General features: G+C 71.8%; 11 protein-coding genes. 2 read left to right on the plus strand and 9 right to left on the minus strand.

The window, feature by feature from the left end; genetic code table 11:
• Positions 1 to 59: 59 nt before the first annotated feature.
• The 9 genes from ACFV0T_RS16710 to ACFV0T_RS16750 all read right to left on the minus strand — a co-directional run bounded on the left by ACFV0T_RS16710 (position 60) and on the right by ACFV0T_RS16750 (position 12,722).
• Positions 60 to 824 carry an IclR family transcriptional regulator gene (locus ACFV0T_RS16710; protein WP_385779102.1) on the minus strand — a complete coding sequence of 255 codons (765 nt, stop codon included), beginning with the start codon at positions 822 to 824 and terminating at the stop codon, positions 60 to 62.
• A gap of 258 nt (positions 825 to 1,082) precedes the next feature.
• The gene (locus ACFV0T_RS16715) at positions 1,083 to 1,934 is read right to left on the minus strand and encodes a hypothetical protein (RefSeq protein WP_385779104.1); all 852 of its coding nucleotides are present in this window, start codon (positions 1,932 to 1,934) and stop codon (positions 1,083 to 1,085) included.
• A gap of 5 nt (positions 1,935 to 1,939) precedes the next feature.
• Positions 1,940 to 3,607 carry a PHP domain-containing protein gene (locus ACFV0T_RS16720; protein WP_385779106.1) on the minus strand — a complete coding sequence of 556 codons (1,668 nt, stop codon included), beginning with the start codon at positions 3,605 to 3,607 and terminating at the stop codon, positions 1,940 to 1,942.
• 29 nt (positions 3,608 to 3,636) lie between these two features.
• Positions 3,637 to 5,484, minus strand: a complete 1,848-nt coding sequence (locus tag ACFV0T_RS16725; RefSeq protein ID WP_385779108.1) for a LamG-like jellyroll fold domain-containing protein — start codon at positions 5,482 to 5,484, stop codon at positions 3,637 to 3,639.
• A gap of 35 nt (positions 5,485 to 5,519) precedes the next feature.
• On the minus strand, positions 5,520 to 8,459 hold the full coding sequence (locus tag ACFV0T_RS16730; RefSeq protein WP_385779110.1) for a glycoside hydrolase family 2 TIM barrel-domain containing protein: 2,940 nt from the start codon (positions 8,457 to 8,459) through the stop codon (positions 5,520 to 5,522).
• Positions 8,456 to 9,292 (minus strand): carbohydrate ABC transporter permease, encoded by an 837-nt coding sequence (locus tag ACFV0T_RS16735; protein ID WP_385779112.1) that lies wholly within the window; start codon positions 9,290 to 9,292, stop codon positions 8,456 to 8,458. Before ACFV0T_RS16735 ends, ACFV0T_RS16730 begins: the two co-directional genes overlap by 4 nt.
• A 14-nt stretch (positions 9,293 to 9,306) precedes the next feature.
• Entirely contained in the window at positions 9,307 to 10,269 is a 963-nt protein-coding gene (locus ACFV0T_RS16740) for a carbohydrate ABC transporter permease (RefSeq protein WP_385779114.1), read from the minus strand.
• The gene (locus ACFV0T_RS16745; RefSeq protein WP_385779116.1) at positions 10,269 to 11,555 is read right to left on the minus strand and encodes an extracellular solute-binding protein; all 1,287 of its coding nucleotides are present in this window, start codon (positions 11,553 to 11,555) and stop codon (positions 10,269 to 10,271) included. Before ACFV0T_RS16745 ends, ACFV0T_RS16740 begins: the two co-directional genes overlap by 1 nt.
• A gap of 147 nt (positions 11,556 to 11,702) precedes the next feature.
• Positions 11,703 to 12,722: a carbohydrate kinase family protein gene (locus tag ACFV0T_RS16750; protein WP_385779118.1), complete on the minus strand. Its 1,020-nt coding sequence runs from the start codon at positions 12,720 to 12,722 to the stop codon at positions 11,703 to 11,705.
• 147 nt (positions 12,723 to 12,869) lie between these two features.
• Between ACFV0T_RS16750 and ACFV0T_RS16755 the strand changes: the two genes are divergently transcribed.
• Together ACFV0T_RS16755 and ACFV0T_RS16760 are read left to right on the plus strand one after the other, a co-directional pair.
• Positions 12,870 to 13,637, plus strand: a complete 768-nt coding sequence (locus ACFV0T_RS16755) for a DeoR/GlpR family DNA-binding transcription regulator (RefSeq protein ID WP_385779120.1) — start codon at positions 12,870 to 12,872, stop codon at positions 13,635 to 13,637.
• Positions 13,634 to 14,971 carry a 6-phospho-beta-glucosidase gene (locus tag ACFV0T_RS16760; protein WP_385779122.1) on the plus strand — a complete coding sequence of 446 codons (1,338 nt, stop codon included), beginning with the start codon at positions 13,634 to 13,636 and terminating at the stop codon, positions 14,969 to 14,971. Before ACFV0T_RS16755 ends, ACFV0T_RS16760 begins: the two co-directional genes overlap by 4 nt.
• Positions 14,972 to 15,009 lie beyond the last annotated feature (38 nt).

A 15,009-nucleotide genomic window follows, 5' to 3' on the forward strand; every position in this document is an offset into this window, starting at 1 on the left:
CGGGGGGGGGCGACGGGGCGTCGGGCGGGGGGGGAGCCCGGCGACAGACGCCCGTTCGGTCAGAGCTGTCGCCGGTGCTGCGGGCGCCAGCCCAGCGCGCGGGAGATGCCGCGTGCCGCGAGGCGGACCGCCGGTATCAACACCGGTACCTGCGCGTGCGCCTCGGGCACGACGACCGACGCGGCGGCAACCACCGTGCCGTCCGCTCCGCGCACCGGCGCCGCCACCGACAACGCGTCGTCCGTCACTTGACGGACACTCACGGCGACTCCCACGCGCCGCACTTCGGCCAGCTCGCGGCGCAGCCGCGCCGGATCGGTGAGGGTGTACGGCGTGAAGGCCGCCAAGTCGCCCGCGCAGTAGCGCTCCTGGAACTCGGGCTCGCCGTGGGCCAGCAGCGCGAGCCCGACGCCGGTGGCGTGCAACGGCCAGCGCGCGCCGACCCGGATGTGCACGCCGACCGACGAGCGCCCGGCCAGCCACTCGATGTAGACGACGTCCGTTCCGTCCCGCACCGCCAACTGCACGTTCTCGTGCGTCGCCTCGTACAGGTCCTCCAGGTACGGCAGGGCGACCTGGCGCAGCGCGAGGCCGCGCGGGGCGAGGGCCGCGAGCTCCCAGAGCCTGAGTCCGACGTGGTAGACGCCCGTCCCGTCCCGTTCCAGCGCGCCCCACTCGGCGAGCGCGCCCACCAGCCGGTGCGCCGTGGTCAGCGTCAGTCCGGCCCGGCGGCTGATGTCCGACAGGGACAGCGCCGGGTGCTCGTGGTCGAACGCGGCCAGCACCGCCAACAGCCGGTCGGGCGCGGAACGGGTGGCGGTCATGTCCGGGTCTCTCCGCCGGGCGTGCTCTGGGGCCGAGGCCTCGGGCGGGAACGGTTGTCCGGGCCGTCCCCAGTCTGACGCACCCCGGCGGCCGGCGACACCCGCTGACGCCGGCGATCGTCGCTGTCGGCCCGGCTGCGGAGGCCGCCGCCGCCCACGCGGACGTAGCCGACTCCGGCCAGGGCCGGCCGTGGCGGAATCGGCGTGGCCGACCCCGCCGACCCCGGCCGACGATCGCCGGCCGGGGTGCGGCGGCCGTCAGTCCGTGACCTGGCGGTACGCGTAGACGGTCGTCGCCAGCGCGCAGACCCCCGGTGGGATCACCTCCGCGCGCAAGGTGGCGCTGGTCATGTCGTAGTCGACGCCCTCCGCCTCGAACGTGCCGTCCGTGCACAGGCTGCGCTGTGGCAGGGCGAACAGGCTCGTCACCGAGCCGGTGACCGGCCCGCCGTCGAGCGCGTGCGGCAGGTCGATCTGGAGCAGGGGCCGGACCTGCGGGAACAGCGTGCCGGAGGCGTCGTCCGAGGCGCACACCAGGCGGGTTTCGGTGACGAAGTCGCAGCCCTGGATGTCGCGTACCGGCTTGTCCAGGGTGATCTGCGGGGCTTGTGGCAGCGCGCCGCCCGTCGCCGGGGTGGCCGGGTTGAGCAGCGGCGCGGGGAAGACCTGGAGTCTGTTCTGGTCGCCCCACTCGCCCGACACCAGCCACTGCCCGTCGGGCGAGACGGTGGCGAAGGAGTTGTTCAGCTTCTCGCCCGGGTCGAGCGGGTGCACGTAGTCGTAGCGCTTCCCGGCCGGCGTGGTGACCGCGAACATCTTCGACGTGGCCGTGTCGGCGCCCTGGTAGGCGTCGAAGGTGTGGCCGCGCGCGATGTCCGGGTCACCGACGTGGTTCCAGCCCTTGATCCGCAGATCGAGGGGGATGGAGGCCAGGCCGCGGTGCAGCAGGGAGCCGTCGGCCCGGCTCGCCAGGCCCTGGCCGCCGCCCAGCGTGTCCGTGTACGCCGTGCCGGTCTCCGCCCAGTGCGGGGCACCGGCGGCGAACGCCGAGCTGGTGCCGATCGAGACGGCTCCCAATAAGGCGGCGAAGAGAAGCAGTTGACGCTTCATCAGATTCAGGCTCCCGCCAGGTCGACGAAGATGGGGTTGGAATAGAACCATGTGTCGGCCCACGGATCACCGTCGCCGGGCTCGTGCGCGATCGGCCCGTGCGGGTCGACCGACACCCCGAGGGGGCCGGCCCCGTGCCGCTTGCCGTCGCTGCCGCGCAGCCGGACGTAGAAGGACTCGTCGCCCGCGGTCAGCGGAATGCGCAGGGTGTACGTCCCCTTGCGGCCGTGCACGTCCGCGGTGCGGACCACCCGGGTGTCCGGCGCCCGCCAGGTGTCACGGTCGGAGACCGCGCCGCGCACCGCGCCCCGGATCACGTCCACGTGCGCCAACTCGGGGACGATTCCCCGGGCGTTGGGACGGGACGCGGTGGTCACCGTCACGTCCAGCGTGAGCCGGTCGCCCTTGCGCACGCGCAGCCGGCCGCCCAGCGTGACGCCCCGGCCGTGGTCGCGGTCCCGCTTCAGCCGGACGTCCAGCCCGTCGAGCAGGTGCCCGTGGTCGAGCCAGACCCGGCCCGCGCGCAGACCTTCCATCACCGCGCGGTAGCCGTAGCGGGTGACACCGACGTGGGTGCGGCTGAACTGGCCGGGCCAGAAGTCGCTGCCCGGCTGCGGGGTGTCGGTGTTCACCGGGTCGGGCAGCCTGCCGGTGTTGTCGAAGTTCCGCCCGGCCGGCCAGTCGCCGTTCCGCCAGGTGTCGAAGACGATCCGGTGGGCGTCGGAGTTGGTGGTGACGGAGAACAGCCGGCCCTCGGCGAGCATCGAGTCCCACAGGCCGCCGACCGTCGCGGTCGCCCAGTCGAAGCCGCCGTACGTCACGTACGCCTCGGCCGGATACCCCGCCCACGACTGCGCGGACGGCTTGTTCTCGTACTCGCCGCGGATCGACGTGGCACCGCGCAGGCCGGGGAGGGCCGCGCCCTGGGCGCCCGGCGCGCCCTCCATACCGATCACGATCTCGCGTGCCGCGTCCCGCCAGTTGCGCATCTCGTGCGGGGAGTCGATGCCCAGGCGCAGCGGGTGGTTGGCGAGGACCAGCACGTCGTCGACGTAGCCCGTGCGGCGCTGCTCGGCCAGCCAGCGGATCGCCTTGAGGGCGTGGGCCTCGTTGCGGGCGGTGTCCGCGGCGCCGGCCGCGCCCTCCGTGTAACCGAGCAGCTTGCCGTCGTAGCCGCTCTCGAACCGGGTGAGCAGGTCCACCTCGTGCGGGCCCGGGGCGGCGAAGACCGTGGCGTGCTCGGCTGCCGGGATGTACCACTCCAGGCCCTGGAAGATCAGCTGGCGCGGGTTCTCGGCGCGGGCCCGGCGGATCTCGTCGTGCTCCAGCGGCGCACCGTACGCGGCGTGCCCGAAGTTGGAGTGCTCGGTGAACACCATCCAGTCGAGGCCGTACTTCTCGCCCGCGGCGGCCAGCTGGGAGAACGTGTACTTCGCGTCGTGGCTGTAGACGGAGTGGATGTGGTGGTCACCGACGAGGTAGGCGAGGTGCGGGTCGTCGCCGTGGCCTTGGCCGGAATGGGCCGCCGCCGGTACGGCCGCCGAGCTCAGGGTGAACGCGGCTCCGAACAGTCCGGCGCGGCGCAGGAGAGCCCGCCGGGAGACGCCCTGGGCGTCGAGGCCGGCGGGCGGGACGGACGGGTCCGCCCAGGAGGGCAGCTGCTGCTCGGTCATGAGGATCCTCGGAAGCCGGGAGCGGGCGGTCAGTGGTTCATGAACGACGTGACGGGCAACGCCCGTTCGACGATGCGGACATCGCCGAGACGGCCGTACAGGATCTGGTCGATCTTCCCGGCGTACTCGTAACCGCCCAGCAGCCAGGACAGGCCGAGTGTGGTGAGGCCGACCGCGGCGGCGTGCGGATTGCGGGCGACCGGGCAGCCCTGGACGTACAGCGTGGTGTGCGAGCCGTCGTTGACGACCGCGACGTGCCACCACCGCTCCCGCGCGGTCTCGTCGCCCCAGTTGGTGGCGATACCCTGCTGGTTGAGCGGACGGACCGCCCACTGCGGGCCGGGGCCGTCGGACAGGGACAGCGTGGCGAGCGGCTCGTCCGGGTCGCCGTCGGTCCTGCCCGCGGCGCCGCCGGTGCCGGCGCGGCTGACGAGACCGGCCCAGGCGTGGTGGGACGCGTCCCAGTCCGCGGGCGTGCGGTAGAAGGCCTCGATGGTGTAACCGGACCTGAAGGTCGCCTTGTTGATCGGCGCGCCGTCCACCGTGCGCAGATAGGCGCCGGTCAGCGGGGACTTGAAGCCGTGGAACTCCAGCGAGCCGTGCCCGGGCTGGTCCGGGTGGTGGTCGGCCGACCAGGTGAGCGTGCCGCCGCCCACCGGGACGACCGTGAGGTCGTTGCCCTGCCCGGACAGGTCACGGACCGTGCCCGTGACGGCCGCGCCGTCCTCGTGCCCGTCGAAGCGCCAGTAGGCGGCCGTACCGCGGACGAGCATCCGGGAGGCGGGCCGGGCCGGGCGCGCGGGCACCGGGGCGAAGCCGGAGAAGCGGTCCGCGAAGTCGATGTCGACCGAGAACCGGTCGGCGTCGCCGCTCAGTTCGATCTCCTGCCGCTCCAGCTCGTTGAGGCCCCGCGCGGCCCGGCCGAGGATCCACGGGGAGACCGTCTCCACGTCGATGGTGTTCCGGTCCAGGTCGAAGTGGTACAGGCGGATCATGGCCGCGCCGCCGAAATAGCGGTTCTGGTAGTTCGTCAGATGCAGATGGACGTCGTGTCCGGCCGCGTTCTTGCGGGTCGCGCGGGCGGCCGGCCAGTAGTGCCCGTTGAGGGTGAGGAAGATCTGGTCGTGGTCGGCGATCAGCCGGTCCCACAGTTGCTGCCCGTACGAGGACAGGGTGTCGTCGCCGACGACCAGCTCGTGCGTGGTGAGGATCACCGGGGTGCCCGGGTGCGCGGCGAGGACGTCCCGCGCCCACGCGTACCCCTTCGGCGACAGTCGCCAGTCCAGCGCGAGGACCATCCAGGCGCGTCCGGCGGCCTCGAAGAGGTGGAAGGTGTTGTAGCCGTCGGGGGAGGCCCCGCCGAACGTCGGCCTGCCCTCGAACCGGTCCGGCCCGAAGGTCTCCAGGTACGGTGTCGGGCCGCGCTGGTCGTCGGTCGACGACCGCACGTCGTGGTTGCCCGCCACCACGCTGTAGCCGACGCCCCGCCGGTCCAGCAGCCCGAACGCCTCGCCGATCGCGGCGATCTCGGCCGGCGCGCCGTTCTCCGTGAGGTCGCCGAGGTGGGACAGGAAGACGATGTTGTCCTCCTCGCCGTGCTCCAGCAGATAGCGCAGGGACGCCTCCACGGGCGCCCGGTCGATGCTCGGCCCGTCGAAGAGGTACTGCGTGTCGGGCATGACGGCCAGCGTGAAGCGACGGCTGTCCGGGTCTGGCCGCCACCGCGCCGCCGAGGCCGGCGCGGCCTCGGCGGCCGTCGGCAGCGTGATCCCGGCCGTGGCGGCGGCGCCGAGCAGCGCCGTGGCTCTCAGGAAGCCTCGGCGTCCGGCGCAGGCCTGCGCGGCCTCGCCCTGGTCATGGGCATGCGAAGTGCACACGTGTGCTCCGTGGAGTTGCGGTGAGAACCTGGGATTCAGAGAACGCGCAGGGTCCAGCTCCAGCGGTGGACGCCCGGTGCGACGAGGTAGGAGGGGAAGGTGTCGGGGCCGCAGGAGGCCGTGCCGAGCCCCCGGTGCGCCGCGTCGATGTGCACCACGCAGCCGGGGCGCGGCACCAGTTCGTCGTGGTGAGTGGCGGCGGTCAGGTCCTCGGCGCGGTAGCGGGTGACGGAGACCTGGCGGGGCTCGTCCAGCGCGACCGCGAGTCCGGTGGCGTCCGCCGCGGACAGCGTGAAGCGCCGCACGCCGTGCCGGCCGCCGCTCTCCTGCGGACGCAGATAAGGCGTGAACAACGCGTCGACGGCCAGCGCGTGATGGCCGACGGGCGCGCCCGAGCTGCGGTCAGGGTACGACTCCCACGGACCCTGGCCGAACCACTCCAGCAGATCGAGCCCCGCCACCGTCTCGAACACCGTGCCGACCCGTGCGACGTCGTCGAACGCGTCCGGCAGCTCGGCCTCCTCGTCGACCCGGACCCCGCCCTCGACCGGCGTGAACACCTGCCGGTGGCGGACCACGCCGACCGCGCCGGCGTACTCGGCGAGCACGCTCATGCGGCTCTCCTCGTGCCGCACGGAGACCATCTTGCGCACGAGCGCGTCGAGCCCCCAGGACCGCCAGCGCAGCGCCGTGCCGCCCAGCTCGTCGTTGTCGGTGGGGGCCCGCCACAGCGACAGCGCCGGAGCGGCCGTGAGCAGCGGGTGGACCAGCAGCCCGTCGGCGTCGACCTCGACCGGGCGGCCCGCCGCGGGCACCCGCGCGGGCTCCGGGGCCGCGCGCAGCCGGATCTGCCGTGCGCACACCTCCGTGCCGGTCGGCGCCCACGGCTGGTCCTCGGCCGTCGTCACGCGCAGCGTCAGCCACGCCTCGCCGCCGTCCCGCGGCAGCTCGAACGGCAGCGGCACCGGCGCCGCCTGCCCCGGCCGCAGGTCGGGCAGCTCGGCAGGGGCCCGCAGCGTGCCGCCGTCGGCGAGGGACAGTTCCCATTCGGCGGCCAGCCAGTCCAGGCTCCGGAAGTGCTGGTGGTTGGAGACCACGAGCCCCTCGTGCGGGAAGAGCTCCAGGCGCACCGGGGCGGCGATCTCCCGGTGCTCGTACATCACGGGTTTGGGGGTGCGGTCGGGGAGGACGACCCCGTCGGCGATGAACGCGCCGTCGTGGATCGTCTCGCCGAAGTCGCCGCCGTACGCCCAGCGATGGCCGGGCCCGGCGACACCGTTGTCGTAGAGGCCGGCGCCCCCACGTCCTGCCGGTCTTCCGTCGCTCACACGCTGGAGGATGCCGTGGTCCCAGAACTCCCAGATGAAGCCGCCCTGAAGTCCTGGGGTGGCCTCGATGGCAGCCCAGTGGTCCGCGAGTGTGCCGTTGCTGTTGCCCATGGCGTGCGAGTACTCGCACTGGATGAGCGGCTTGGTCTGCTCGCCCGACAGGGCGTGCGCCACACAGTCCTCCAGCGGCGCGTACATCGGGCACGCGATGTCGGAGGCCAGGTCCGGGTCCGCCCAGCCGCGCTTGGCCGCGCCCTCGTACTGGACCGGCCGGGCCGGATCGTGGCGGCGCACCCAGCCGGCCGCCGCGTCGTGGTTCGCGCCGTAGTCGGACTCGTTGCCCAGCGACCAGATGATCACCGACGGGTGGTTCTTGTCGCGCAGCACCATCCGCGAGACCCGGTCCACGAACGCGGCCAGGTGACGCGGGTCGTCGGCGATCTCGTGGGCGTGGTCGTGCGCCTCGATGTCCGCCTCGTCGACGACGTAGAGGCCGAGCTCGTCGGCGAGGTCGTACAGCGTCGGGTCGTTGGGGTAGTGGGCGGTGCGGATCGCGTTGAAGCCGAAGCGCTTGAGCAGGACCAGGTCCGCGCGCATGTCGTCGTGCGACACGGTCCGCCCGGTCAGCGGATGGAAGTCGTGCCGGTTGACGCCCCTGATGAAGACGCGCTCGCCGTTGATCAGCAGGTCCCGGCCGACGATCTCGACGTCACGGAAGCCGACGCGGTGGTGCGAGGTGTCGGCGATCGTTCCGTCGGCGCGGTGCAGCCGGACGGTCAGGCCGTACAGGTCGGGCGTCTCGGAGGTCCAGGTGCGCACCTCGGGCACGGTCGTCGTCAGCCGCGCCTCACCGAGGAAGTCGGAGACCCGGTCGTCCTCGGTGTTGGCCCGGTCGAACCCCGCGTCCTGGGGGAGCGGCCGGGGGAGGGGACCGCCGTCGTCCAGCTCCCCACTGACGTGCCACCCCTCGGGCAGCGCCCGGCCGCCGGAGCGGCGCATCAGACAGTCGACCCGCAGGGAGCCGTCCCGCGCCGCGCGCACGGTGACGTCGGCGAGATACAGCGGGTCCGTCGCGTGCAGCAGCACCGAACGGGTGATCCCGCCGTGCCACCACTGGTCCTGGTCCTCGATGTGCGAGGCGTCCGACCACTTCACCACGGTCAGCCGGACGGTGGAGCGCTCCCCGGGACGCACGACGTCCGACAGGTCGAACTCGGCGGCCAGATGGGAGTCCTTGGAGACGCCGACCGGCCGCCCGTCGACGTGCACGAGCAGCACGCTCTCGGCGGCACCCACCTGGAGCACGATCCGGCGCCCCGCCCACTCGGCCGGGACGTCCACCTCACGCTCGTACACACCCGTCGGGTTGGCGGCGGGCGACCGCGGAGGGAATTCCGCGTACGGCATACGGACGTTCGTGTACTGCGGAAGGTCGTCCGTGTCCTGCATGGTCCAGGCACCGGGCACCAGCGATGACGACCAGTCGTCCGTGACGGGCGCGTCCGGCGCCGGGAGCAGCTGGAAGCGCCACTCGCCGTCCAGGGACAACGCCGACGCGCGACGGTCCACGGCGTTCATGGGCAGCCGCCCCCAGGAGGTCACCTCGGGTGCCTCCCAGGGGCGGAGCGCCAGCAGGGGATCCGTCACCGGATGGCGCCCTTGGCGAGGTCGCCGATGATCTGGCGGGCGCCGATCGCGAACACGATCAGCAGCGGGACGAGGGCGAGGAGCGCGCCGGTCATGACCATTCCGTAGTCGGTGGTGCCGTGGGTGCCGTTGAGCTGGGACAGCGCGACCTGAAGGGTCACGTTGTCCGGGTTGGTGAGGGCGATCAGCGGCCAGGCGTAGTCGTTCCACTGGCCCATGAAGGTGAAGATGCCGAGGAAGGCGAGACCCGGCCGGACCACCGGGAGCGCCACGTGCCAGTACTGGCGCAGGAAGTTCGCCCCGTCGATCCGGGAGGCGTCGAGGAGCTCGTCGTGGATGGCGCCCTTCATGTACTGGCGCATCCAGAAGATGCCGAACGCGTTGGCCGCCGCCGGGACGATCAACGCGGTCATCGAGCCGATCCAGCCCAGCTTCGCCATGACGACGAACTGCGGGATGGCCGCCAGCTGGGCCGGCACCATGAAGATCGCCATCATCAGCACGAACAGCACCCGCTTTCCCGGGAAGGCGAACTTGGCGAAGACGAACGCCGCCAGCGAGTCGAAGAACAGCACCAGGAACGTCACCGTCAGCGCGACCAGCAGCGAGTTCCCCATCGACCCGAAGAAGTCGACGGCGTCGAAGAGATGACGGAGGTTCTCCAGGAAGTGGGTGCCGGGCAGCAGCTTCGGAGGGTACGAGAAGATCTCCGACGACGTGTGCGTCGACATGATCACGGCCCAGTAGAACGGGAAGGCCGACAGCAGCAGACCGGCCACGAGGACGGCGTGCAGCGCTATGCCCCTGCGGCGGGAGCCCTTGATGGATGCCATGGTGACCGGCCTTCCTATTCTTCGCCCCGGCGCTGCACCAGGCGCCAGTTGACGATCGAGAAGAGGACGACGACGAGGAAGATGCCCCACGCCACGGCGGCGCCGTAGCCGAAGTCGTTGTTGTCGAAGGTCTGCTGGAAGAAGTAGAGGACCATCGTCTGGCCCGCGTGTCCCGGGCCGCCCGCGAACGTCGAGTCGTTGGAGGTCGTCTGGAGCAGTACCTGCGGCTCGGAGAAGCTCTGCAGACCGGTGACCGTCGAGACGACGAGCACGAACAGCAGTACCGGGCGCAGCAGCGGCAGCGTGATCCGGAAGAAGGTCTGGACGGGACCCGCGCCGTCCATCCGCGCCGCCTCGTACAGCTCGCCGGGGACGGTCTGGAGCCCGGCGAGGAAGATGATCGCGTTGTAGCCGGTCCACTGCCAGGTCATCAGCATCGCGACGGCGACCTTGATGCCCCACGGCGTGTTCAGCCAGGCCACCTGGTCCACGCCGACGACCCGCAGGACCGCGTTCACCAGGCCGAAGTTGGTGGAGAACACCGAGCCGAAGATGATCGCGACGGCGACGACCGAGGTGACGTTCGGCAGGAAGTAGGCGAACCGGTAGAAGTTCTTGAATCGGACCGCCGAGTTGAGCATCACGGCCGTCACCATCGCGAGGAAGATCATCGGGAAGGTGGCCAGCACCCAGATGATGACCGTGTTCCCGATCGAGTTCCAGAAGTCGACATCGGACAGCAGGTACCGGTACTGCGACAGCCCGGCCCACTCCATCGGGCCGAGGCCGTCCCAGCGGTGGAAGGACAGATAGAGCGAGAAGCCGACCGGGAACAGGCCGAAGGCGAGGAAGAGCAGGTAGAAGGGGGAGATCGCGGCGTAGAGGTGCCAGTACCTGCCGACACCCCTGCGGGGCGCGGGCGCGGGCGCCGGTCTCACGACGGCCGGGGGCTGCTCCAGTGCGGGGACGGTGGCCATCAGTGGCTCACCCCCAGGTGTTCGGCGATGCGCCGGCATTTGCTCATGGCGTCCTTCCAGGCGTGGTCCGGATCCTTGCCGAGGACGCCGACGTTCTTGATCTCGTCCTTGACGGGCTGCCCGAGCGCGATGTCGTACGGGCTGTTGTAGGCGACCGGGATCTGCTGCGCGGCCGGCCCGAAGACGTCCATCGTGACCTGCCCGCCGAAGAACGGGTCCGGCTCCTGGAGCTGCTTCATGCCGTACGAGGCGGGCGTCGAGGGGAAGAGCCCGGCGTCGACGAAGCCCTGGGCCTGGTTGGACGCGTCCAGCAGCCAGGTGATGATCTCGAAGGCCCGCTCGGGCTCCCGGCACGCCTTGGTGATCGCCAGGAACGAGCCGCCGATGTTGGACGGGCCGCCCGGACAACTCGCCACCCGCCAGCGGCCCTTGGTCCTCGGGACGCCGAGCTTCATGTCGCTGGTGTTCCAGGAGGCGTTGAGCTGGCTGGGCAGCTTGCCGGCCTCGGTGGCCGACAGCTGGTCCGGGGTGCCGCTGACGAGGGCCGACACGATGCCGCGCCTCTTGGCGTCCACCGCCCGTGCCCAGGCGGTGCGGATGTGCTCCTGGTCGCCGATGAAGTTGCGGTCCTTGTCGACGTACTGCTTCGTGCCCTGGTTCACCGACATGGTGAACACACTGGTGATGTCGGTGAGCAGGTAGGTGCCCGGAAGCCGCTTCTTCATCCGCTGTCCCGCGTCCAGGAACGCGTCCCAGGTGCCCAGTTCGCGCGAGACGTCGGCGGGTTCGGAGGGCAGTCCGGCCTTCTCGAACACGTCCGGCATGTAGTAGTGCGCCACCGGGCCGCAGTCGATGGGGAAGCCGACCATGGTGCCGTCGTCCGCGATGCCCTGGTCCCACTTCCACGACAGGTACCGGCTGCGGTACTTCTGCGCGCCGAGCGTCCGCAGGTCCACGAACTGGTCGGCGTTGGGCAGGTAGGACGCCATGTCCTCGCCCTTGAGGCCCGCGATGTCGGGGATGTGGGCACGGCCCGTCATCGTGGTGAGCAGTTTGGAGCGGTAGTAGCCGCCTATCTGGATGGCCTGGAGGTCGACGGAACCGTCGTACCGGGCCTTGGCGTTCTTCACGACCGTGTCGCTCAGGCCGCCGCTCCAGTACCACAGGACCATGTTCCGGCCGGTCGAGCCGGTCGGAACGGCACAGCCGGTCGCCAGGCCGCCGAGCGCCGTGGCGGCCGTGCCGGCCAGGCCCGCGCGCAGCAGGCCTCTTCGTGAGAGCCGCACAGCTCCCACCGCCTTTCGGATTTGTTCGGGTCGTCGCATACGAGGGGTCGGCACGGGTCGTGCGGACGGGGTCGGCACGGGATGTGCGGACGGGGTCGGCACGGGTCGTGCGGACGGGGTCGGCACGGGTCGTGCGGACGGGGTCGGTCAGGAGTGCCGTACGGGTGGGGTCACGGGGGCGTGGCGGACGGGCGGGCCCGGGTCCGCGGGCAGGCGGTCGTCGAGGAAGCCGTACGCGCGCCGCAGGGCGGGGTCCTCGACCGCGCGCCACCATCGGTCGACGCCGTACCAGCCCGGTGCCGCGAGCGCGCCGCCGTGGTGGCCCACGGACAGCCCCGCCGCGAGGACGGCGAACCGCAGCCGCTGCTCCAGCGGCCAGCCGCCCAGCGAGGCGGCGACGAAGCTCGCGCCGAAGACGTCACCGGCGCCCGTCGCGTCGAGGACATCGATGTCGAGAGCCGGGACCTCGGCGTACTCGCCCGTGGTCTGGTCCACGGCGACGGCGCCGTGCCCGCCGCGCGTGACGACGGCCACCGGCACCAGGTCGGTCAGCCGCCCCAGGGCCGCGATCGCGCTGTCGGTGCGGGTGTAGGCCATCGCTTCCTCCTCGTTGGGGAGGAAGGCGTGACACAGGGAGAGCTGGTCGAGGAGGTCGGTGGACCACCGCTCGGTGGGGTCCCAGCCGACGTCGGCGTAGATCAGCGTGCCGTTCGCGGCCGCCTTCGACAGCCAGGCGCGCGGCTCGGCCTCCAGGTGCACGAGGGCCGTGCGCGCCGCGGGCGGATCGCCCATCAACGCGTCCTGCGTGTACGGGGGTTCCTGGCCGTGGGTGACCAGTGCCCGGTCCTGGCCGTGCGCGAGCGCCACCGTGACCGGGGTCGGCCAGCCGTCCGCGCGGCGGGTGAGGGACAGGTCGACGCCCTCCTGCCGGGCCAGGATCTCCTCGCAGTACGCGCCGTAGAAGTCGTCCCCGAGGACGGTGGCCAGCGAGGTCCGCAGGCCGAACCGGGAGGCGGCGACCGCCAGGTTGGCGATGCCCCCGGGTCCGCAGCCCATGCCCGTCGTCCAGATCTCCCGGCCCGGCGTCGGCGGCCCGCCCAGCCCCGTGAGGACCAGGTCGTAGAAGAGCAGCCCGGTCAGCAGCACATCGGGCCGGTCGTCGTCCACGCGCGCTTCCTCTCGTCGGCATGTACCGGAGGTCATCAAAACTCTTCAATTCGGTGACCGGAATCGTGCGCCGCTCGACGAGATTGGTCAATACCCGAGCAGAACTGAGCATGGAAATGATTGAAGATGACGAGTAGTGTTCGCGGCGTGCTGGCAGAACGACGACACCAACTCATCCTGCGGGCCCTGCGCTCCGGCGGTCCCGCGGCCGTGACGGACCTTTCCGAACAGCTCGGCGTAAGCCCCGCCACCATCCGGCGCGACCTGCTCAGACTGGAGGAGGAGGGCCTGCTCACCCGGGTGCACGGCGGCGCCGTCGCGGACGAGGGCGATCAGCCCTTCGCCGAGGTCGCCGAGGTGCGCGTGGCCCAGAAGGACGCCATAGCGGCGCGCGGCGCGGCGATGGTCGCGGACGGTCAGTCGGTGCTGCTCGACATCGGCACCACCGCCTTCCGGCTGGCCCGGCAACTGCACGGCCGCCGGCTCACCGTGATCACCAGCAACCTGGTGGTCTACGAGGAGCTCGCCGACGACGAGGGCATCGAACTGGTGCTGCTCGGCGGCATGGTCCGCCGCGAGTACCGCTCCCTGGTCGGCTTCCTCACCGAGGACAACCTGCGCCAGCTGCACGCCGACTGGGTCTTCCTCGGGACCAGCGGAGTGCGGCCGGGCGGCCAGGTGATGGACACGACGGTCGTCGAGGTACCGGTCAAGCGGGCCATGATCAAGGCCGGTGAGAAGGTCGTCCTGCTCGCCGACGCGGCGAAGTTTCCGGGTACGGGCATGGCGAAGGTCTGCGGTCCCGAGGACCTGGACGTGGTGGTGACCGACGCGCCGCTGGACGCGGTGACCCGCTCCTCCCTGGAGGAGGCGGGCGTACAGGTGGTCCTGGCAGGAAAGGCGGGAACAGCGTGAAGCTGACGATTCTGGGCGGCGGCGGGTTCCGCGTGCCGCTGGTGTACGGGGCGCTCCTGACGGACCGTGGCGAGGGGCGGGTGACGGAGGTCGTCCTGCACGACCTGGACGACAGTCGGCTGTACGCGGTCGCCCGGGTGCTGGCCGAACAGGCGTCGACCGGGTCCGAGGCCCCCCGGGTGACGGTGACGACCGACCTCGACGAGGCCCTGCGCGGCGCCGACTTCGTGTTCTCCGCGATCCGCGTCGGCGGCCTGGAGGGCCGCGCGAACGACGAACGGGTGGCGCTCGCCGAGGGCGTCCTCGGCCAGGAGACGGTCGGCGCGGGCGGGATCGCCTACGGCCTGCGGACGGTCCCCGTCGCCGTCGACATCGCCCGACGGGTGGCCCGGCTGGCCCCCGACGCCTGGGTCATCAACTTCACCAACCCCGCGGGCCTGGTCACCGAGGCCATGTCCCGCCACCTCGGCGACCGGGTCATCGGCATCTGCGACTCCCCGGTCGGCCTCGGCCGCCGGATCGCCCGGGTCCTCGGCGCCGACCCGGGCGAGGCGTGGATCGACTACGTCGGCCTCAACCACCTCGGCTGGGTGCGCGGGCTGCGCGTCGCGGGCCGCGACGAACTCCCGCGCCTGCTCGCCGACCCCGACCTGCTCGGCTCCTTCGAGGAGGGCAAACTCTTCGGCGTCGACTGGCTGCGCTCCCTGGGCGCGATCCCCAACGAGTACCTGCACTACTACTACTTCAACCGGGAAGCCGTACGCGCCTACCAGCAGGCGGAGAAGACCCGCGGCGCCTTCCTGCGCGACCAGCAGGCCCGGTTCTACGAGGAGGCCCGGGGCGCGGACGGCTCGGCCCTGCTGGCCTGGGACCGCACCCGTGCCGAGCGCGAGGCCACGTACATGGCCGAGAACCGGGAGACGGCCGGCGCCGGCGAGCGTGCGGCCGACGACCTGTCCGGCGGGTACGAGAAGGTGGCCCTCGCCCTGATGCGGGCCATCGCGCGCGACGAGCGCACCACGCTGATCCTCAACGTGCGCAACCAGGGCACCCTCTCCGCCCTGGACGCCGACGCCGTGATCGAGGTGCCGTGCCTCGTCGACGCCAACGGCGCCCACCCCGTGGCCGTCGCCCCGCTGCCCGAGCACGCCACCGGTCTGGTGTGCGCGGTGAAGGGCGTCGAGCGGGAGGTGCTGTCCGCGGCCGAGTCGGGCTCCCGTGCCACGGCGGTCAAGGCCTTCGCGCTGCACCCGCTCGTCGACTCCGTGAACGTCGCCCGACGGCTGATGGAGGGTTATGCCGAGGTCCATCCGGGCCTGGCGTACCTCGGGTAAGCGCTCTTCCCCCGCCTCTCGCTCCTCTTTTCTCTCCT

It is taken from the genome of Streptomyces sp. NPDC059582 (assembly GCF_042735715.1).
Classification (GTDB): Bacteria; Actinomycetota; Actinomycetes; order Streptomycetales; family Streptomycetaceae; genus Streptomyces.

Coding starts and splice junctions, on each gene's coding strand:
- ACFV0T_RS16720 (WP_385779106.1), bottom strand. CDS start 3,607: ATGACCGAGCAGCAGCTGCCCTCCTGGGCGGACCCGTCCGTCCCGCCC.
- ACFV0T_RS16740 (WP_385779114.1), bottom strand. CDS start 10,269: ATGGCCACCGTCCCCGCACTGGAGCAGCCCCCGGCCGTCGTGAGACCG.
- ACFV0T_RS16735 (WP_385779112.1), bottom strand. CDS start 9,292: ATGGCATCCATCAAGGGCTCCCGCCGCAGGGGCATAGCGCTGCACGCC.
- ACFV0T_RS16715 (WP_385779104.1), bottom strand. CDS start 1,934: ATGAAGCGTCAACTGCTTCTCTTCGCCGCCTTATTGGGAGCCGTCTCG.
- ACFV0T_RS16710 (WP_385779102.1), bottom strand. CDS start 824: ATGACCGCCACCCGTTCCGCGCCCGACCGGCTGTTGGCGGTGCTGGCC.